Below are 21,083 nucleotides of genomic sequence, written 5' to 3'. Positions count from 1 at the left end.
CTTCTGGATTGGCTACTACTGTCTTAGACGCTGGGGTAATCACATCGTCGCCTGCATTTGGTTTAGCCGCCGCTTCTGCTGTCTTCGTCAAATCAGCTGCTGGAATAACCGCTGTCTTACCTGAAGGTGTTGTAACTGTTGCGTTACCCTTATCATCCACTACTACCGTAGCACCTGGGTTAACAGCTTTAACCTTATCCTCAATTGCTTTCTTCTCTTCTGGAGTAAGGGCTTCTGGATTAGCTACGACTGTTTTATCTGATGGTGTATTGATGTCGTTTCCTGCATTTGGTTTCTTAGTATCTTCAGCAGTACGTACTAATTCATCTACAGGAATCACTTGTGTTTGTCCATCTGGAGTTGATACTTTAGCATTTCCTTTTTCATCTACTGTTACTACAGAATTTGGATTTACTGCTTCTACAGCTGCTTTAATTTTTTCTTTTTCAGCATCTGTTAATTTAGCTGGATCTGCTACAACCACTTTATTCGCTGGTTTAACTACATCATTTCCTGCTTTTGGTTCATTTGCTGTATCAGACGTTTTCACAACTTGTTCAGGAGTGATGGTTTCCTGATGACCATCTGGAGTTGTAACAGTAATATTTCCATCTGCATCTTGAGTAATTTCTTTAGCATCTGGATTTACTTTCTTAACAGCTTCTAAGACCTTAGCTTTTTCATCGTCTGTTAAAGTACTTGGGTCATTTACAAGAACTTTATCAGCCGGAATATTCACTTCACCTACAGCTTTAATAGCCGCTTTATCTGACTCTTCAATTCCATCAACAGCTTCTGCTGTTTTAGCGGCATCTACAGATTTTTTAGCTTGTTCTGCAATCTTATCTACTTGAGCTTTAAGATCTTCTTTTGCTTTAGGAGTTAAATCTGTACGTGAATCAATTGCTGCTTTTTTAGCTGTTGCTTCTTCGTCAATTGCTTTACGAGCATTTGGTTTATCTTCAACTAATGGTAAAGATTTTTCGATTTCAGCTTTTGCTTCGTCTTCTAAAGCTTTAACATCTGCATCTGTTCCTGCTTTGTCGATTTCTGCCTTAGCTTCATCTGCTAGAGCTTTAGCTGCGTCTGCTGCAACTTTCTTCTCATCATCTGTAGCATCTGGAGTACTTTCGATAGTTTTTAGTTGTTCAGCTAATTTAGCATCAATTGCTTTTTTAGCTTCTGGTTTAGTTACTGCTGTTGGATTTACTGCAGTTACTTCGTCAACACCTGTTTTCTTAGCTGCATCTACTGCTGTTTGCGCTGTTTGTGCAGCTTCTGGTGTATCTGCTACATCTGGTTGTTTAGCGATTTCTGCTAATTGTGCATCAGCTTTATCTTTCGCTTCTTTCTTAGCTGTAGCTTTTTCTTCTTCTGTTAAGTCCGTACGTTTGTCGATTTCGGCATTTTTATCTTCTAATGCTTTCGCGATTGCTTGTTTAGCTGGTTTTTTTGCTACTGGAGTTACATTTGCAACTGCTGTTTCACCATCTGTTTTAGCTTGATCTACATCCGCATCTATTGTTGCTTTATCAATAGCATCTTTAGCTGCATCTGCTTTTGCTTTCGCTGCTTCTTTTGCTGCTGTTTTTTGCTCAGGTGTTAAATCATCACGAGCGTCAATTGCGTTGTTTTTAGCTGTTAATGCATCTTCAATTGCTTTCTTAGCCACATTTTTCTTAACCGCTTCTGGATTTACTGCTTTAACTTCCGCAACACCCGTAGTTTTAGCTGTGTCTACTGCTTGTTGCGCCGCTGTTGCTTTATCTGAAGTATCTGCAATCGCTGGTTGAGCGTTGATGGCATCTGTAGCCTTTTTAGCTAAGTCTTTCGCTTCTTTCTTAGCTGCTGCTTTTTCTTCTGTTGTTAAATCTTTACGATCATCCAGTTCTTTTTCTTTCTTGGCTAATTCATCTGCTACTGCTTTTTTCGCTTCTTCTTTAGCAATTGGGTATACAGACGTTACATCTGCAACACCTTTATCTTCTGCATCGTTAACAAGTTTTTGTGCCGCTGCTGCTGCTTCAGCCGTTTCTGCATTATCAGGTTGGGCATTAACTTTTGTAAGTTCCGCATCCGCTAATTTCTTAGCTTCAGCCTTAGCCGCATCTTTTTCTGCTTGTGTTAAATCCTTACGATCATCGATTTCCTGATTCTTAGCTGTTAATGCATTCCCAATAGCATCCTTAGCATTTTGTTTTGCTACTGGATTAACCTTCCCAATTTCTGTTACTCCAGTACCTTTTGCTGTATCTACAGCTGCATCTGTCGTTGCTGCATCGATAGCTTTTGTTGCATCTTCAGCTGCTTTATTAACTTTAGCAAGAGCCGCATCTTTTTCTGCTTGTGTTAGATTTTTATCAGCATTAATTGCATCGGCTTTCGCTTGGCGCGCTGCTTCAACATCTGCTTTAGCAGCAGCCTTTTTCGCTACTACTGGATTGTCCCCTGCGATTGCTGTTGTACCTGCTTCTTTCGCTTTATCTAATTCTGCTTTTGTCGTTACATTAGCATCATTAATTGCTGTTAATGCTTTTTCTTTATCAGCATTTACTTTAGCAATTGCCGCTGCTTTTTCTTCATCAGTAGCGTTTGGCGTTGAGTTGATTGCTGCAATTTTCTCAGTTGCTGCGGTGTTTACTGCATCAATTGCTGGCTGTTTGTCTAGTTTTACTACTTCTGTTAGAGTTAACTTATCTGTAGAACCATCTTTATAAGTAACTACAATTTTATCGCCTTCTTTAGTTATAGATTTAATATATTGTGAAGCATTTTCTACTAATGATCCATTTTTATCTTTTAATCTTTCATCATCAGCAGTATTGTATTGAATCTTAATGTTATTTTTAATTTTTTCAAAATCATCATTTGATAAATTGTTAATGTCAGATACTGCTATTTTATTAGCTTCTTCTGTTTGTCCTTGAATATCATATTTCTGAGTTTGTTCACGAACTACTAGTTTGAACCATCCTTCTGGCACTTGGTCTACTGTCTTACCTGAATCACTATTACCATTAGGGTCAGAGAATGTTGCACCTTCTAAATCTTCTGCAACTAAGTATCTTGTCATTAAGTTACCTTTAAAGTTTGGTTGACCTGATACTGACACTGTTCCTGTAATCGTTACTTTTGCTGGATTAGTTTCAGTTGCTTCAATTCCTGTTTCATTTCTTTGGTAACCTGTTGTTAATCCATATTGATCTCTTATTCTACCGCCGGCAGCACCTGGAGCATCATTTCCTCTACCACCTTCAGCAATACGAATATCTTTAATTTTTCCGGAATCATCAGTTGCTGATAATTCTATATTTGTTTCTTCGCCTTTATAAACATAGATTTCTTTTGTAGCTGGATTAGAGAACGGGATAATTCCTTTCGGTCTTACATTTAAAACTTTACTTTTTTCAATTGTATCTACAGAACCATCTTTATATGTTACAACAAGCTTAGAAGAGTCAGTTGTCGATACTGCAACAGTATCAATTAATGAAGTAGGATTAGTAACTGCTGTACCTTTTAGACTTGCAAGTCGTTCGTCATCATTTGTTGAAGAATACTCTAATTTCAATCTTGACTTAATCGTTGCTAAATCTGTTGCTGTAATATTATCAATATCATTAACAGTTATACGTGTAGAATCAGTTAAATCCTTAATATCATACTTAGATGTTTGATCTTTAACGACAAACCGAATATATCCTGGTTTAGATTTTGCATCAGGATCAATATCTAAAGCATTAAAGTTACGATCTGCTGGCATTGAACTAAAGTTATCATTGTCATTAGCAACAACATAACTTGTCCATTGTTTACCCGCATCCAGATTGGTTTCACCTGTCATTGTAATGGTTGCTTCCTGTTTATTATCAGAAATTGTACCCTTACCAGTAACAACACCATTATCAATCTTACCTGTTGTGAATCCAAAAGCTTCAGTATTATTCCAGTTAACATCTCCAGGTCCACGCAAGTACATATCTTTTACAGTAGTATCATCATTCGCTGTGAATGTTAAATCCGTATTTTCACCCTTATAAACATAAACTTGTTTCTCTGCTTGGTTTGAATATGGCACTTTTACTGTAGGTATAGGATTATTGCGTAAAACACTCGTTAAAGCAACAGAATCTCTTGAGCCGTCTTTATAAGTAACAACAATCTGATCTGCTTGTTTCGTTACAGTGTCAATGTAGTTCGAAGCATTTTCTACTAATTTACCGTTTTTATCAAGCAATCTTGCATCGTCTGCTGTATTATAAGTAATTTTTATATTATTTTTAATTTTCTCGAAATCTGCTTGAGAAAGATTGTTTACATCGGCAACAGCAATCTTACCAGCTTCATTTGTTTGTACTTGAATATCATATTTTTGAGTTTGTTCACGAACCCATAACTTAAAGTAGCCTTCTGGTAGTGGATTCGCATTTTCCTGATTTCCACTAGGTTCTGAGAATACTGCCCCATCTAAATCTTCAGCGACTAGATAACGTGTCACTAACTTACCTGTATAAGTTGGTCGATTTGGCACTGATACTGTCCCTGTAATCGTTACCTTAGCAGGATTATCTTGTGTCGCTACAATTCCTTCAGTTTCATTTCTCTGAGATGAGAACGTTAGTCCATACTGATTATTTATTCTACCGCCAGCAGCCCCAGCAGCATCAATTCCTCTTGAACCCTCAGCTATACGAATGTCCTTAAGTTTTCCAGAATCATCTGTTGCTGATAATTCAATGTTTGTTTCTTCACCTTTATAAACATAAATATCTTTTGCAGTCGCATTAGAGAATGGAATATTCCCAACTGGTTTCTTATTCGTAACAGCTTCTGTACGGAAAGCATTATCTCGATCTAACGCTTTTCCATTACGTGAATCATTAGAACCTGTATTTTCAATTGAGTTAGAATCAGATTTTTTCTCTGTATTTTCTGCTTTTTTACCAACAGTTTCTTTACCATTTGTAGTATCTACTACTGGTGTTTCTTTTTTCTCTACAGGTTTATTTTGCAATTTTGAGCTTACTACAGTGACAAATTTGTTATAAGCTGCTTTTAGTTCATCTTGGCTAGTTGCAGAAGCAAGGACAGATTTGGCAGAAGCTAATTCAGAATTTAAAAGAGCGATGCTCTCCTCAGTCTTATTAGCGTATTTACCCGCTGAAATTTTCTCTTCAATTTCAGCGATATATTTTTCTAATTGTGACTTATCCAATGTTGGAGTTGGTTTTGCTGATTCTTCTGGTTTAGAAGTCACTTCTGTTACTGAAGCATCAGCTTGGACAGCCTTGTCTCCCTCTTGAGAAGCTTTGGCCTCAAGATTTTTTTCAATAACTGTTACATTTTGTTTTCCAAGCTCATCGGCTGATACAGCCCCATTCCCTAGGAACATGAAAAGTGCAGCAACTGCTACGCTAGCTGCTCCAAAACTGTATTTACGAATTGAGTAACGCGTGACTTTTTCACGACGTAAACGTTCAGAACGACTCATAGATGGTTTATTTCCCATTATCTTCTCCTCAAAAATTTATTTAGTTTAGTATCCATACAAAATACTAGCTGTCACTGAGACAGTTGCAATTCTAATATGATTACTTATACATACTATTTTACTGTATTTTTTATTTATATTCAACTGATTAGACTTAAATTTTTACAAAAAAAAAAAAAGTATTTTGGGAAAGTAGGCAATTTTCTGACATCTGCGCACTGTATTTTTATACATTTCATTGCAAGTTGTTTGATAGATGGATCCATCATTGGAATTAACCTATTTGTTGTAAAAAATAATACTATTAATCACAGCAAAACTCTCCGTTTGAAAGTTACTTATCAAAAGATGTTTATTTTAGTATTGATTACACTACTAAATTCAGCTAACTAAAAAACTATCTACTTTCATATCTGCTAATTTCCCTGTCATCCTGACAGATAATGGTGGAGAATTTGCCAGGGTCGATGATATCGAAATGGATGTGCGAGGAGAGAGTAAACTCTTCTTTTGTGACCCTAATCGCTCTGACCAGAAAGGGAGAATTGAGAAAAATCACACGCTAATTTGCGACATTCTACCTAAAGGAACTTCCTTTGACAACTTAACTCAAGAGGATATCAATCTCGTCTGTTCGCATGTCAACAGTGTCAAACGTGCTGCTTTGAATGGAAAGTCAGCCTATGAGCTCTTTGCCTTTACCTATGGAGAAGAGATGCCTAAGCTTCTCGGCATTTCTAAAATACCTGCAGAAGACGTCTGCCAGTCGTCTAAATTACTCCAACATAAGTACCTTTAACCCCATTCAAACGTCTCACACTAACTTCCACCATAGCGGAACTTAATCTGAAACACTTTCAGATGAGGAGATTTTGTGCGCTCTTCCATGTTCTTTGAGTATTAAATTTCCACTTGATTCCCTGAACCAAGCCACTGTTTTCTAATTCAGCCATAATAGTTATGACCTCAACAATATCAACTTCCATTTCACGTATTAAAAATGAAATGACAATATAGCGTGGTGATTGTAATTCTGTTATTATTTTCCCTCCTGAAAATAAAAAAAGTCTGGGACAATAGTCTCAGACTCCTTTTTTCTTATAGTCTATTTCCGACATTAATCCGGTTAATGGCACGTTGCAAAGCAATCTTAGCACGACGTTCTTGGTCAATCAAGTGTTTGTCTTGTGCTTCTTCAATTTCACGCTCTGCTCGAAGTTTGGCACGTTCTGCACGACTAACGTCGATATCACGAGCACGTTCTGCAGAATCAGCAACGATTGTGATGGTATTATTGGCAATTTCAATAACGCCTCCGTTTACTGCAATCCAGTTCACGTGATCTTCATCATCAATACGTTTTACCTTTACTTCATCAACTGCTAAAACCGCAATCATATTTTCATGTCGTGGCAAGATCCCCATCTCACCATCCAGAGTTCGAACCGATACATAGCTGGCATGGTGATCATAGACGAGACCATCTGGTGTCACGATCTGGACAGTTAACTGAGCCATAGATCACCTCTTAAAATCCCATTTTTTCAGCTTTTGCAATCACATCTTCGATAGAACCTACACCACGGAAGGCATCTTCTGGCAAGTGGTCGTGTTTACCATCAAGGATTTCCTTAAAGCCACGAACAGTTTCAGCTACTGGAACATAAGAACCAGGCTGACCAGTAAATTGTTCCGCAACGTTGAAGTTTTGTGACAAGAAGAACTGGATACGACGGGCACGAGCAACCAAGGTCTTTTCTTCATCAGAAAGCTCATCCATACCAAGGATAGCAATGATATCTTGCAATTCATGGTAACGTTGAAGAACACGTTTTACTTCAGCAGCAACTGCATAGTGCTCTTCTCCAACGATTTCAGGTGCCAAGGCACGTGAGCTTGAAGCAAGTGGGTCAACGGCTGGGTAGATACCCAATTGTACCAACTTACGTTCCAAGTTAGTTGTTGAATCCAAGTGAGCGAAGGCTGTTGCTGGCGCTGGGTCAGTATAGTCATCCGCTGGCACATAGATAGCCTGGATAGAGGTTACAGAACCCTTTTTAGTTGATGTAATACGCTCTTGCAATTGACCCATTTCCGTAGCAAGTGTTGGTTGGTAACCAACGGCTGATGGCATACGACCCAAAAGGGCAGATACTTCTGAACCAGCCTGAGTGAAACGGAAAATATTATCGATAAAGAGAAGCACGTCTTGGCCTTCTACATCACGGAAGTATTCGGCGATTGTCAAACCAGTAAGGGCAACACGCATACGTGCTCCTGGTGGCTCATTCATCTGACCAAATACCATGGCTGTTTTCTCGATAACGCCTGATTCTTTCATTTCCCAGTAAAGGTCATTCCCCTCACGAGTACGTTCCCCAACACCGGTAAATACTGAAATACCACCGTGTTCTTGGGCAATGTTGTGAATCAATTCTTGAATTAAGACGGTTTTACCAACTCCGGCACCACCGAAAAGTCCAACCTTACCACCTTTAAGGTAAGGGGCAAGAAGGTCGATAACCTTAATCCCTGTTTCTAAAATTTCTGAAGAGGTAGACAACTCATCAAAAGTAGGTGCTTTTTTATGAATTGGCTGACGCTCTGCATCTTCTCCAAAAGGAGCTTCCAAGTCAATAGTGTCTCCCAAAACGTTGAAGACACGTCCCAAGGTTTCTTTACCTACTGGTACAGAGATCGGACGACCTGTGTCCAATACTTCCATTCCACGAGTCAAACCATCTGTTGATTCCATGGCGATAGTACGGACCATACCATCTCCCAACTCCAAGGCTACTTCAAGGACGATTTTTGTTTTTCTTTCGTCATTTTTGTAGACGACAAGTGCATTGTTAATCTCAGGAAGTTTTTCCCCTGCTGCAAACAAGACGTCTACAACGGGACCGATAACCTGAGCAATTTTACCTGAACTCATCTCCTTCTCCTATTCTATATAAGATACTGTCGGTTCCTAGCTCAACTAGGTCCTAATACTCTTCGCAAATCAAATTCAAACCACGTCAGCGTCGCCTTACCGTACTCAAGTACAGCCTGCGGCTAGCTTCCTAGTTTGCTCTTTGATTTTCATTGAGTATAAGTTCATTTTCATACGAGCTGGACTAGAGCCTATTCTAAGGCACTAGCTCCTGCTACGATTTCTGTAATTTCTTGTGTAATCGCCGCCTGTCTGGCACGGTTATACTGAATTGTCAAATCATTAATGACTTTCTTAGCATTATCTGTCGCTGTTTGCATGGCTGTCATACCTGCAGCATTTTCAGCTGTCTTAGCATCGATAATAGCACCATAAATCATACTTTCTGCAAACTGAGGCAACAACTGCTCCAAAATTTCTTCTCGGCTAGTTTCCAATTCAAAGGTCAAGCTGTAACTGTCATCTGCTTCATTTGGATCCAAGTCAACAATTGGAAGCATTTGTTCCACACGCATTTGACTGGTTAGCGTATTGACATGATGGTTATAGCAGACATAGAGTTCATCAAAAAGTTCATTTTGGTACATTTCAACAGTTTTTGAAATAATCTTACGGACTTCATCAAAGCTTGGTTGATCTGCCAAGCCACGTAGTTCATAAAGTGGTTGAATACCACGAGCTTTAAAGAAATCAGCTCCCATTCCACCAATACAGATCATTTCAAAACCTTTACCGTCTGGATGGTATTCTTCTTTCAGCTCCATAACGGCTTTCAGAATAGAAGAATTATAACCTCCAACCAAACCTCGGTCTGAAGTAATGACGATATAGCCTGTCTTCTTAACTGGACGACTAATCAACATCGGATTGGTTGAACTGCCAGCTCCATTCCCATGAAGAATATCCGTCAAAAGTTTACGAACTTTCTGAGCATAAACTTGGAAGTTGCGAGCAGCTTCTTCAGAACGACCTAGCTTAGCAGCTGATACCATCTGCATGGCATTAGTGATTTGACTCGTATTTTTTGTTGAGGCGATTTTTGTTTTAATATCATTTAGAGATACTGCCATCTGACACCTCTATTCTTATTGGAAGCTGGTTTGATTGAGAAACTTTGTAATCGCAGCATCCAAGACTGCTTCTTCTGGCAAGTCTTTTGTATCACGAATGGTTTCTAAAATCTCTGGATGTTGAGCGTCAAAGAAGGCATGGAACTCTTCCTCGAAACAAACAATATCATCTACTGGAACAGTATCCAAGAAACCATGTGTCAAAGCATAGAGAATGGTTACTTGTTTCTCAACAGGTAATGGTTTGTGAACAGGTTGTTTCAAGACCTCAACGGTACGACGTCCACGGTTCAATTTAGCCTGTGTTGCCGCATCCAAGTCAGAACCAAACTTAGTGAATGCTTCCAACTCACGGTATGAAGCAAGGTCGATACGAAGTGTACCAGCAACCTTTTTCATGGCTTTGATTTGTGCAGAACCACCTACACGAGATACAGATGAACCCGCATCGATGGCTGGACGAATACCCGCATTGAAGAGACCATCACCAAGGAAGATTTGTCCATCAGTGATTGAAATCACGTTGGTTGCGATATAGGCAGAGATATCTCCTGCTTGTGTCTCGATAAATGGTAGGGCAGTAATTGATCCACCACCAAGTTCATCAGAAACTTTAGCTGAGCGCTCAAGCAAACGGCTGTGAAGGTAGAAAACATCCCCTGGGAAGGCTTCACGACCTGGAGGACGACGAAGCAAGAGTGACAGTTCACGATAAGCTACCGCTTGTTTTGATAAATCATCATAAACAATCAAAACATGTTTCCCTTGGTACATAAATTCTTCCGCCATGGCAACCCCAGCATAAGGAGCTAGGAAAAGCAATGGAGATGGTTGTGAAGCAGAGGCTGTCACAACGATTGTGTAATCCAAGGCACCGTACTGACGAAGTGTTTCTACTTGCGTACGAACTGTTGATTCTTTTTGTCCAATCGCTACATAGATACAGATCATATCTTGACCTTTTTGGTTCAAGATTGTATCAATCGCAATGGTTGTTTTCCCTGTCTGACGGTCACCGATAATCAACTCACGTTGACCACGACCAATCGGTACAAGGGCGTCGATGGCTTTCAAACCAGTTTGTAATGGTTCTGATACAGACTTACGTTGCATAACACCAGGAGCTGGCGCTTCTACTGGACGAGTTTTATCAGTGTGGATTTCTCCAAGACCGTCAACTGGATGACCAAGCGGATCCACAACACGACCAATCAGACTTTCACCTACTGGGACTTCCATGATTTTCCCTGTACGGCGGATTGTATCGCCTTCACGGATATCTGTAAAGTCACCTAGGATGATAATACCAACGTCTGTTGACTCCAAGTTTTGAGCCATACCATAAGAGCCGTTTTCAAAAATCAACAACTCTCCACTCATGGCATTTTCAAGGCCGTGAGCACGCGCGATACCGTCCCCGATATAGGTTACAACACCTGTTTCAGTCACATCAAAATTGGGTTTGAAATTTTCAATTTGTTGCTTAATTAAAGCGCTGATTTCTTGTGCGTTAATTGCCAAAAGAACACCACTTTCTATTTCAAATTTTCTTTAACAACTTTAAGTTGTTGTTTAATACTCACATCAATTGTCTTGTGATTGGCAAAAATGACAAAACCACCAATAAGACTTTCATCGATTTGTTCTTTTACACTCCTTACTTTCAGAGACATTTTTTTCTCAATCAAAGGGAGCAAGCGACTCTTTTGTTCATCAGTTAAAGGATGAGCTGACGTAATCGTCACTTCAAATCGATTTGTTTCTTTTTCAAGTCGGTTCAAGCAATCTACAAGAATATCATAAAAAAGATTTGCTCTGTGATTGTAGATAAGAACCTGGATAAAGTTTTGCAATAAAGGTGACACTGAATCTTGGAAGAACGCAATCGTTTTTTCCTTGTCAGACTCGTCTACTGCCACTTTTTTTAAAAAAGAAGGTAAGCCTGTTTCTTCAGCAACTTGCTTGATTTGAGCTAAGTCTGAAAAGATACGTTCTTCTTCTCCTTTTTCTAAAACCAATTGGACAAAAGGCATGCTGTATTTTTCAATTACCTTTACTGTTTTCTTGTCCATTAAGCTTCTCCTAACTGATCGATATACTGATCAATGAGCTCTTTATGGGCATGACCGTCAAGGTTTTGTGAGATGATTTTACCAGCCAAGCTGATTGTCAAATCTGCTACCTCACCCTTAACGCTTTGTAAAGCTTCAGCTTTATTTTGAGCAATTTCTTGGTTCGCTTTTTCTTTCAAGCGTCCTGCTTCTAGCTTAGCATCTGCTAAAATACTAGCTTTGCTTTTCTCAGCTGTTTCTTTCGCATTCTCAATGATTGTCTTAGCTTCTTTACGGCTACCAGCCAATTCATCTTCGCGTTTCTGAGCCAATACTTCTGCTTTTTGACGTGCTTGTTCAGCTCCGTCAATATCTGCTGCAATTTTTTCTGCTCTTTGTTCGAAAATGCTAGCCAAATTTGACCAAGCGTATTTCTTAACCAAGACTAGCAAGAGAATAAAGGAACCAGCGATTAGTATAAAATCACCAAGTAATTCACCTACTGTTACATTCATAAACTACTCCTTTCTATTCTTCATCATTAATTTTATTTCCTAGGTACATTGAAGATAACAATGTAAATACATATGCTTGTACACAAGAAATAAAAACAGAAAATGCAGTCCAGATTAGATTTGTTCCAAAAGCAATAGGATACCAATAGAAGGCCTGATGAGAAAGTAGGACTAACATACTTGCCATCACTTCCCCTGCAAAGATATTACCAAAGACCCGCAATGCAAGTGAAAGGAGATTGGTAACTTCTTCCAAGAGATTCATTGGTGTCATAAAACCTGGTGTTACAAATGCTTTTAAATACTTTTTGATTCCACGACGACGAATTCCTTCTACGTGGGTCATCAAGATAATTGTAAAAGACAAGACCAAGTCAAATGACAAATTTGCTGTTGGTGAGGTCCAAAGATTTACACCATCTGTAGTCTGAATTCTAGCCATTAAGCCAATATTATTTGCAATGGCCATAAATAGGAATAAACAGAAATAAAAGAGAGAATAATCCTTTATCATTGGACCAAGGTTTGATTTTGTAAATCCAACAACAAAATCAAATAAATACTCTAATACATTTTGTTTTCCTGTGGGTCTCAAAGTCATATTTCGAGTTGCCCAATAAATAAAGCCAAAAATAAGTGCTACAGTCAACAAAGTCAAAACTACTATGGTTAAATTAAAGGTAACAGGACCAATATTGATGGTTGGATTAATACTTTCTTCCATCTAAAATCCTCCCTTTTTTCAATTTATACTTCTTTTATTTGATGATAAATGAAAAGACAAGAGTAACGAAGAAAGTACCTTCAATAAAGGCAACCCCTAGGATCATCAAACTACGTAGTTCTGAGATGATATCTGGTTGGCGAGCAACTGATTTCAACAAACCGTTCATCAACATACCTTCACCAAGAGATACACCCATACAGGCAAGACATAGACCGAAAAATGTTAAATTCATGACGAATTCTCCTTTTAATTAAAATTTACTTACTTAGTTTAGTCCTAAAAATTGGATTTGTCAACTTTTTACTAACATTGAAAGCGTTTAATGAAAATTATTTACAATTTTACTATTTTTAAGCCTATTATATAGAAAACTTTGTAAAAAACTTGTAATAAATCCGACCATTATCTAGACATTTCTGAAAAATATTGAAAAAATCCGAGATGAAATCTCGGATGAAAATTAATATATTTTCTTTAACCTAATGCTCTTTAGTAAGTAGGATTACAGAGAAAGTAACTAGAAAGCTTTCGTCTCCTGCACGCTTATTAAGCTCGAACTGTGACGCTGGTTCCATCTTCTTTATAAAGATTGATAAGACCTTCTTTAAGAGCTCGAACCATGTCTCCTGCTTGAACAGGTTGTGGGACTTTGATTGTCAAGAGTTCCATTGGATTTGGAGCGCGGTCGATTTTATTGCCTTTGGCATCATGCAAATCTTCAATATAAGTTTCAAAATGACGGAAACCTGGGCCATAAAACTCAACTTGATCACCTTCGTTAATGACGTTCCGTTGGCGAATAGTCGCTGTTTGTGTCGCATCATCATAAGAAACGACTTCAGCAACAAACTTGTACTCAGGAATTTTACGGCGAGCACCAAACAACTGCTCATTTTCAGATGGTGTACCATAGTAGAATCCTGTAGCCAATTCACGTTGGGCAACCTTCCACATCTCATCAATCAAGTCTTGCTTGATAGCTTCGAATTTTTCTGGACTTTCTAGATAAGCATCAACAGCTGCCTTGTAGCAGTTGGTTACTGTTGAAACATAGTGAATAGACTTCATACGTCCTTCAATCTTGAGACTGTCCACTCCATTTTCAATCATATCCGGGATATGGTCAATCATAGACATATCAACGGCTGACATTGAAAATTCTTCAGGAATTTCACCTTTAAGACTCTTGCGTTCTTTCCCAAATGGCATATCGTAAAGGTCATATTTCCAACGGCAAGATTGAGAGCAACCACCACGGTTGGCATCACGCATACTCATGTGGTTAGAAAGGGTACAACGACCAGAGTAAGAAATACACATTGCTCCATGGACAAAGGCTTCAATCTCAACATCTGTGCGTTTGCGAATTTCTGCCAATTCTTCCATTGAAACCTCACGCGCCAAAACGACACGAGTCAAGCCCAGTTCTTTCCAGAACTCAAGAGTTTCATAGTTGGTCGCACTAGCTTGAGTAGAGAGGTGAATCTCTAAACCAGGTGCTTCTGTAGCAGCAATCATAATCAAGGCTGGGTCAGATACGATAACTGCTGCAATCCCGATATCACGCAGTTTACGGAACCACTCACCAGCACCAGCTTCATTTCCTTCGTGCATAACCATATTGGCAGCTACATAGACCTTAGCTCCGTACTTAGCCGCAAACTGGACACCTTCTTCCATCTGTTCAAAGGTAAAGTTCCCGGCACGGCTACGAAGACCATAGGCCTGACCACCGATAAAGACAGCATCTGCTCCATACTGAACAGCTACTTTTAGCTTCTCTAAAGTCCCTGCAGGTGATAAAACTTCAGGGCGTTTTAATGTTTTTGTCATGTTTTCTCCTATTTGCAATATAAAAGTTTGACGTTTTTCCTTCTCATTTTATAGTAAATAAGTGATAAAATCAAGCCTAGACAGATTGTTTTGACAATTCTAATCTTTTAGACTTTAGATAACAGAGTTCTAAAAGCTTTTACTTATAACAAACTTCTCACATCATCATCTCGTGAAAAATTTATACTCAATAAAAATCAAAGAGCAAACAAGGTAGCTAGGCGTACAGCAAGGAGAAGCTAAAAATATCCTCCGATACACCACTTTCATCTAGCATATCGGAGGATTAGCTCTTATAGCACTATTCTTATTATGGAACACCTACAGTCTGGTAACCATAATTAACTATCTTAAGCCAATAAAAGCAAGTAAGCATCTGAAGGATTTACACCTTTTATACTCCATTCCTACTTTTGATAAACTAAGAGCGAAAAATTTAGCTTCTAGTCTTCTTTTCTTTTGGCTACATAAAGAGTAAGTAAGATTCCACTTCCTAAAAGAATTGAAATGACATCTGTTTGACTTCCAGTATTCGGTAAGGCTACTCTTGTATGATTCGTCATTCCAGAAGTTCCATAATCTGGGATTTGAGTATTTGTTTCAGATGTTACTGGAACTGTGTTTGGAATCTCAACAGTGTCAGAGGTATGTGATTCAAGTACATTTTGATTATTTGTACTTGGGATGCCTGTTCCTGACTTGTCCGTTCCTGGCTTCCCTGTATTTGGAGTACTTTCTCCTGGAATATCCGGTTTGCCGTTTTCAGGTGTTCCTGTATTTGGAGTGCCTACGCCCGGAGTGTTTGGTTTATTTGTTTCTGGCTTCGGCTTCGGTTTTGATTCCGGTTGTTCTGATGGTGGTGTAATTCTTCCCGATTCTGGTTTCGGTTGTTCTGGTGGTATTGTTCCAGTATTTCCTGGTTGTACAGGGGTTGGATTCACAGCACAATTACATGTTCCATCCTTACCATCACGTCCATCTTTTCCGTCTTTACCATTTTTCACTACAATTTCTTGTTTTGTTCCATCTGGATTTGTGATGACAATTGTATGACTTCCATCTAGATTCTCTTTCGTTTCAATTGTAGGAGATTTACCGTCTTGGCCATTTTTCACTACAATCTCACGTTTTGATCCATCTGGGTTGGTAATAATAATTGTATGGCTTCCATCAGAGTTTTCTCTTGTTTCAATTATCGCTGATTTACCATCAATACCATTACGACCGTCACGACCATCTACTCCGTTATAGATATCTTCCTCACTAATCAAAGTATCTCCAGCAGTATAGGTCAAAGTATTATCATTATCGTAATAAACTGTAATATGAACGCCAATTGGCTCCGTTGCTGGTTGAGTAGTTGCAAGATCCTCATCCACACTTCTTGCTCTTCTAGCGCTTCGAGGTTGTGCAGGATAAATTGGTTTTAGTTCAATTCTTGGAGAACGTCCATCTTTTCCGTTTTCTCCATTTTTAACCGTTGTTGCAATTGGTTCTTTACCATCTGGTTGAGTAATTGAAATTGTATGACTTCCATCTGGATTTGTCACTACACTTACTTCTGGTGTAAAGCCGTCTTTTCCGTCACGGCCGGCTACTCCAGCTTCACCTTTATCACCTTTTGCTCCCTTGATATTTCCTGCTGGTTTCCACTCTCCATCTTTCTTAACAAGGACATCTCCTGTTGTTGTATTGATGAATGTGTCGCCATCTTTTCCATCTTGGGCTTTTGGTGCATTTGCGCCACTTAAGATATCCTTCCCGTCTCTGCCGTTTTGTCCTGGTAAACCTTGAGCTCCATCTTGCCCACGTTCACCTTGAATACCTTGGTCACCCTTGTCACCTTTTGGCCCAGCTACTCCAGTTTCACCTTTTTCACCTTTTGGTCCAGCTGCTCCGTCTTGTCCATCTTTAATCACGGATGTGCCTAGAACTGTATCTGTTCCTTCGTCAAACTGATTATTGGCATTCTTGTCACTATAGAACGTTAATGTCGTTTCTTTCTTAGTTTCATCACGGTCTACTTTAACTTTTGGAGTCTCACCATCTTTACCATTTTTAATAACGGTTGATACTGGTTGTCCACCTGGTTGTGAAATCGTAACTGTATGCGTTCCATCATTGTTTTCTGCCACAGTTACAGTTGGTGTAGCTGGTGTTAAGTCTACAACATCTATGGTGATATCTTTGGTAATTGATTTAGTTTTACCTGCATTTATCACCGTTACTGGTATATCAAATGCTCCAGCTATTGTTGGTGTTCCTGAAATAGTCTTAGCAGATTCATCGTATGTTACACCATCTGGAAGTTTGGTCTTATCAACCGTTAATGTAGCACCTGCTGGTACTGTAAACGTAATTGGACGAAGATCAGTTTTTCCTAGCGCAATCATTTGACGATCATTTTTAATGTCTAATGATACTGGATCATCTACTACCGTTACAGTGATAATCTCTTCTGCACTACCTTTACCTAATGTTTCAGAATCCAATGTTGCTTTTAAACGAACTTTATAAACACCAGGCTTGGTTGGAGTTCCACTAATTGTATGCGTTGCAGCATTATAATTTAAACCTGCAGTTGATTCAAGATATGAGTCTAAGTCTGTTTCCGGTAAATCTACGCTTAGATAACGAGCACCTAAACTTGAATGTTCACTGTGAGAAACCACCATATTTTTAATAGTTTCACCCAGACGAATCGTTTGTTCTTTTTCTGTAACATTAATACTTACAGGAAGTGGGCGAACATTAATTTTAATATGCCCACCTGCAACTGGAGATTCTGCCATTTCTGGGAAAGTAGCTTTATATGGAATTAAGTACTCTCCCACTTTAGATGGTGTTCCAGAAATTGTTCTACTTGCTGAATCATAAGTAACTCCTGGTGGAAGTTGACTTGTATCAACTTCTAATCTTGCTTTACTGTCAGAAGGAGTCAGTACTACATTGTCTATAGCAGTTAGAACTGTCTTCTCTTGTTCCTTATTATCAACCGTTACAGTTAAATCACGTGATGTTACATTAATCGTTAAGGTTGCGCTTGCTGTTGAATTCCCACTAATTGTCGGACTTGTTGCTGTGAATGTTGCTGTATAGGTTCCTACTTTTGTAGGAGTTCCTGAAACAGTTTTCGTAGCAGCATCATAGTTTACACCTGGAGGAAGTTCTCCAGAAGTGATTGTTAACAAGGCTCCATCCGCTTTCAACTTAATCGAAGGAAGTTCATCCAAAACTTTCACTTCTTTTTTATTGTCTGGAATTGAAAAGTCTAAAGGAACACTTTTTACTGTGATATTGACATACGCATAGGCATATTGGTTATTTCCCGATTTGTCAGTTCTATATACATAAGCATATGTTTGAAACTTACCTACTTGAGTTGGAGTTCCTGTTATAGTTTTATTATCTGAAGACCAACTTAAACCACTTGGTAAACTTCCACTTGTATAACTTACTGTCGCATTTTTAGGAATTTTAAGAGTAATCGGTGGTATTGATTCACCTGCTGTAAACGTGTAATCAACTGCTGGAACATTAAAGTTTCCTGGCGTTACTGTCAAATCGACTACTTTAGTAATGGAAACTCCATCTTTTGTAGCAGTAACCGGAATCACATAATGTCCTTCATATAATCCAGTGCCTGATAATGTTTTGCTATTGCTATCATACATAACACCATCTGGCAGTGTTCCTACTGAAACTGTAGCCCCTTCAGTTGCTGTCACAACCATATCTGCAAATTTAGTTCCTTCTGAAACTGTTTGCTTATCATTCGTTACAGATAAAGTTAAATCAGAAACTGGTGGAGGTGTAACTGTATAAGTAAAGCTGGTCTTAATCTGACGACTTTGACCTTCATTATTGGTATAAGTAGCTGTTACAATCGCTGTTTGTGGTGCATCTGTATGTTTTAAAGCATAACCTGTTAGACCTGTATTGTCAGCATTAGGACTTAGGTAGAGATGTTCTCCATCAGCCTCAACTGATAGACTCGTAATCTTACTACCATTTGTCATCGAAACAGGAATAGTTGGGATAGCTTGTCCTTCTTGCCAACTTTGATTGGAAATAGGATTTAGGCCGTCCATTACTTCAAAAGTAAATTCCCGTACCGGAGCATCTTCTCCATAGTGTCCATCCTTAGCCTTTGCTGTAATCTTATGAACACCGATAGGTAAGATTACTCCATCTCTTTTGGTAATGACGTATTTAGTTGGATCTTCTGCACTTCTTGTAATGCTAACTCCCTCAGGAGCATTTATGTCCATCAACTCTGCATTTTCTTTATTTAGTACTAACTCACCTAATTTTTGAAGGGCAGTAGATTTAGGAACTGCAACTGGTGTTGGATTTTTTACTTGATAAAGCTTATCCGCATGAAACAAAACATCTGCATGGGTTAAGTAATTATTTAATCGATAATCACTGTTATTAGCAACTGAACGTTCCTCCGTCCTGACTGGAACTGTAAATAGTTTTTCAGTTCCAAAACTATCTGTCGTTTTAAACTTAATTGTAAAGTTGGCTTGCTGTTTAGGCAGTTTTGTAAAACGTACTCGATAAGGAAGTCTATCGACAGAATAAGAATCAGCTTGCCAATCATTGCCAGATTCTAATTTAGAAACATCGACTAGTTCGTATGCTACATCTGCATTGGTATCTATACGTTCAAATTTATCAATCCTTACCTTATCCAGAGAAACAGAAGAATCGCTAAATCTTAATCCAAACTCTGTATAGTAATGAAGCGTATCTTTTTTGGCATCTTTAATTGTTCTTATAGTGTCTGTACTTTCTAAATCATTGGAATTTCTACTATCAGAACCATATAGGACATTTGGATTATAATTTCTGACAGTTTCACTATCATAACCTACAGCATAACCAAAGGTTGTTGTAGGAATAACCAAACCTTCATCTGAACCGCTTGCAGCACTAGGATTAAAAGAATACCGACTAGCTCGTGCTGTATTTATTACATAAGTACCAGGATTTCTAATAGTTAGAGGTATACTCTTTTCATATTGACCGTCTTTAGAAACTAAACCAATATTATAAGTACCCTCCTTAATACTCTTATCTAAAGTTATTTTTCCTGAAATTCTTTGGTTGGCAGAATCATAAGTTAATCCTAAGTCTTTGGCCCCTTGAGTCAATTCCACTTGCGTTTTAGGATCTATACGGCTAGTTCCTGTTTTATAACTTAATGTTATGTCACGTCCATCTTTAGTAACAGTAGAATAGCCACTCTCATTTTCTACGGTAATATAGGGTAATTCACTAACTGATTTTATGATTAGACTTGTCGTATAGGTTTGATTGTTATATGTGAAGCCGACATTGTAAGTACCAGGCTCTACCGTAGTTGGAACATTTCCAGATAGGGCGAGAATCCAGTCACGATCCCCTGACGGATTCCTAGTCTCTTTTTCTATAATCTTTAAACCTAATTTTTGAGCATCTTCATTTACAGTTGAACCATTTTTAACTCCATAGTATAGACTAGAATTAGAACCATAGTATGGTGCAAGATCGGTAGAAATATCAAATTCGACTTTAGGTGCAGTTGCTGCTCCGTAGGAGTAAACCGTTTTTGACCCTGTTGTCGGGATTAGCACAGCTGGTTGACTCGTCGTCTCTGCATCCAACATATAACTAAGATTGCCTGAATGCCCCATCTTTTTGAGTTGGTTCCAGACTGCCTCGATGGCTTCTGCTAGATTGGTACGTGCTGTTTCAAAGGCTGTATTTGAAACATCTATTGACTTGAGGGAAGTTCTGGCCTCTGTTAAAAGTTGGTTGGAGCGACGCAAGGCTTCTTCGATGGCAGCTTTTTGATTTGAGTCTGTTAGACCGCTCAGGTATTTTTCTGCTTCCTTCGTTACTACCTCTGCTTCAGTGATTGTTGTTCCCAACTGGTCCTTGTCAGGATTTGTAACCTCTTCCTTTTCCTCCAGTTTCGTCAGAGGAGCCTCTACTAACGGTTTTTTATCGGATTCTTTCTGAACAGTCTCTGCCACTTCTTTTGACAGCATTTCTGGCTGGGCTTTTGGATCCTTTTCTGTAGAAACTGCTTTTTCTGAATTTGAAATGCTTGCTTCAACTGACGGTTGAGTTACAACTGGTTTTTCTGCCGACTGATCTGACTCAGGTCTAGGAACAACTTGATTTTTATCAGTGTCTACAGTAGCTGCTTCTACCTTGGGTTGAGCTACTTCAGCATCTGGGTCCTTTTGCTTTTCCGTATGGACACCTATCACTTCACTGGCGCGTACGACTGGCGCATTGGCTACAGCACCAATAAAGAATTGCCCAATCAAAACAGATGCCACACCGACACTGAATTTTCTAATGGCAAACTTTTGACGTTTTTCGAATTTCACTTCTATTCTCCCTTATTATTTTTTTGAGTTCTTTTATCAAACAATAATAAACATATACTAAATCATAAGCAATTG

At 38.8% G+C, this 21,083-nt stretch carries 11 protein-coding genes and 2 pseudogenes; 1 reads left to right on the top strand and 12 read right to left on the bottom strand.

The features are described 5' to 3' along the window. The coding region (locus tag F9B91_RS01660; protein ID WP_191962384.1) for a DUF1542 domain-containing protein at positions 1-5,509 on the bottom strand (5,509 nt) is incomplete at its 3' end. Positions 5,510-5,912: 403 nt separating this feature from the next. Between F9B91_RS01660 and F9B91_RS01655 the strand changes: the two are divergent. Then, positions 5,913-6,290: pseudogene (locus F9B91_RS01655) on the top strand (transposase); the annotation flags it as partial. 42 nt (positions 6,291-6,332) lie between these two features. Here F9B91_RS01655 and F9B91_RS01650 read toward each other — a convergent pair. From F9B91_RS01650 to F9B91_RS01595, 11 genes and pseudogenes are all read right to left on the bottom strand, one after another. Beyond that, positions 6,333-6,534 (bottom strand): annotated as a pseudogene (locus F9B91_RS01650) (hypothetical protein). 55 nt (positions 6,535-6,589) lie between these two features. After that, complete coding sequence (locus F9B91_RS01645) at positions 6,590-7,009, bottom strand: F0F1 ATP synthase subunit epsilon (protein WP_150922341.1); 420 nt, start codon at positions 7,007-7,009, stop codon at positions 6,590-6,592. A gap of 10 nt (positions 7,010-7,019) precedes the next feature. Beyond that, entirely contained in the window at positions 7,020-8,426 is a 1,407-nt protein-coding gene (gene atpD, locus F9B91_RS01640) for a F0F1 ATP synthase subunit beta (protein ID WP_150922340.1), read from the bottom strand. A 191-nt stretch (positions 8,427-8,617) separates the two neighbouring features. Continuing rightward, complete coding sequence (locus F9B91_RS01630; protein ID WP_000301224.1) at positions 8,618-9,496, bottom strand: F0F1 ATP synthase subunit gamma; 879 nt, start codon at positions 9,494-9,496, stop codon at positions 8,618-8,620. Between the two features lie 15 nt (positions 9,497-9,511). Next, positions 9,512-11,017 (bottom strand): F0F1 ATP synthase subunit alpha, encoded by a 1,506-nt coding sequence (gene atpA, locus F9B91_RS01625; protein WP_150922339.1) that lies wholly within the window; start codon positions 11,015-11,017, stop codon positions 9,512-9,514. Positions 11,018-11,031: 14 nt separating this feature from the next. Further along, positions 11,032-11,568 (bottom strand): F0F1 ATP synthase subunit delta, encoded by a 537-nt coding sequence (locus tag F9B91_RS01620; protein WP_150922338.1) that lies wholly within the window; start codon positions 11,566-11,568, stop codon positions 11,032-11,034. Beyond that, positions 11,568-12,062 carry a F0F1 ATP synthase subunit B gene (gene atpF / locus F9B91_RS01615; RefSeq protein WP_020902744.1) on the bottom strand — a complete coding sequence of 165 codons (495 nt, stop codon included), beginning with the start codon at positions 12,060-12,062 and terminating at the stop codon, positions 11,568-11,570. The genes F9B91_RS01620 and atpF overlap by 1 nt, the downstream gene beginning before the upstream one ends. A gap of 13 nt (positions 12,063-12,075) precedes the next feature. Further along, positions 12,076-12,786, bottom strand: a complete 711-nt coding sequence (gene atpB, locus F9B91_RS01610) for a F0F1 ATP synthase subunit A (RefSeq protein ID WP_000392870.1) — start codon at positions 12,784-12,786, stop codon at positions 12,076-12,078. A gap of 34 nt (positions 12,787-12,820) precedes the next feature. Then, entirely contained in the window at positions 12,821-13,021 is a 201-nt protein-coding gene (locus F9B91_RS01605; protein WP_001054560.1) for a F0F1 ATP synthase subunit C, read from the bottom strand. A gap of 314 nt (positions 13,022-13,335) precedes the next feature. Next, positions 13,336-14,622: a peptidase U32 family protein gene (locus F9B91_RS01600; protein WP_000169065.1), complete on the bottom strand. Its 1,287-nt coding sequence runs from the start codon at positions 14,620-14,622 to the stop codon at positions 13,336-13,338. A 443-nt stretch (positions 14,623-15,065) separates the two neighbouring features. Further along, positions 15,066-21,008: a putative Ig domain-containing protein gene (locus tag F9B91_RS01595; protein WP_060628018.1), complete on the bottom strand. Its 5,943-nt coding sequence runs from the start codon at positions 21,006-21,008 to the stop codon at positions 15,066-15,068. Between the last annotated feature and the right edge of the window lie 75 nt (positions 21,009-21,083).

Origin of the sequence: Streptococcus mitis, assembly GCF_008763935.1 — a bacterium.
GTDB classification, from domain to species: Bacteria; Bacillota; Bacilli; order Lactobacillales; family Streptococcaceae; genus Streptococcus; species Streptococcus mitis_DB.
The sequence above is the reverse complement of the archived record's forward strand: the minus strand, read 5'-3'. Positions and strand labels throughout refer to the sequence as shown.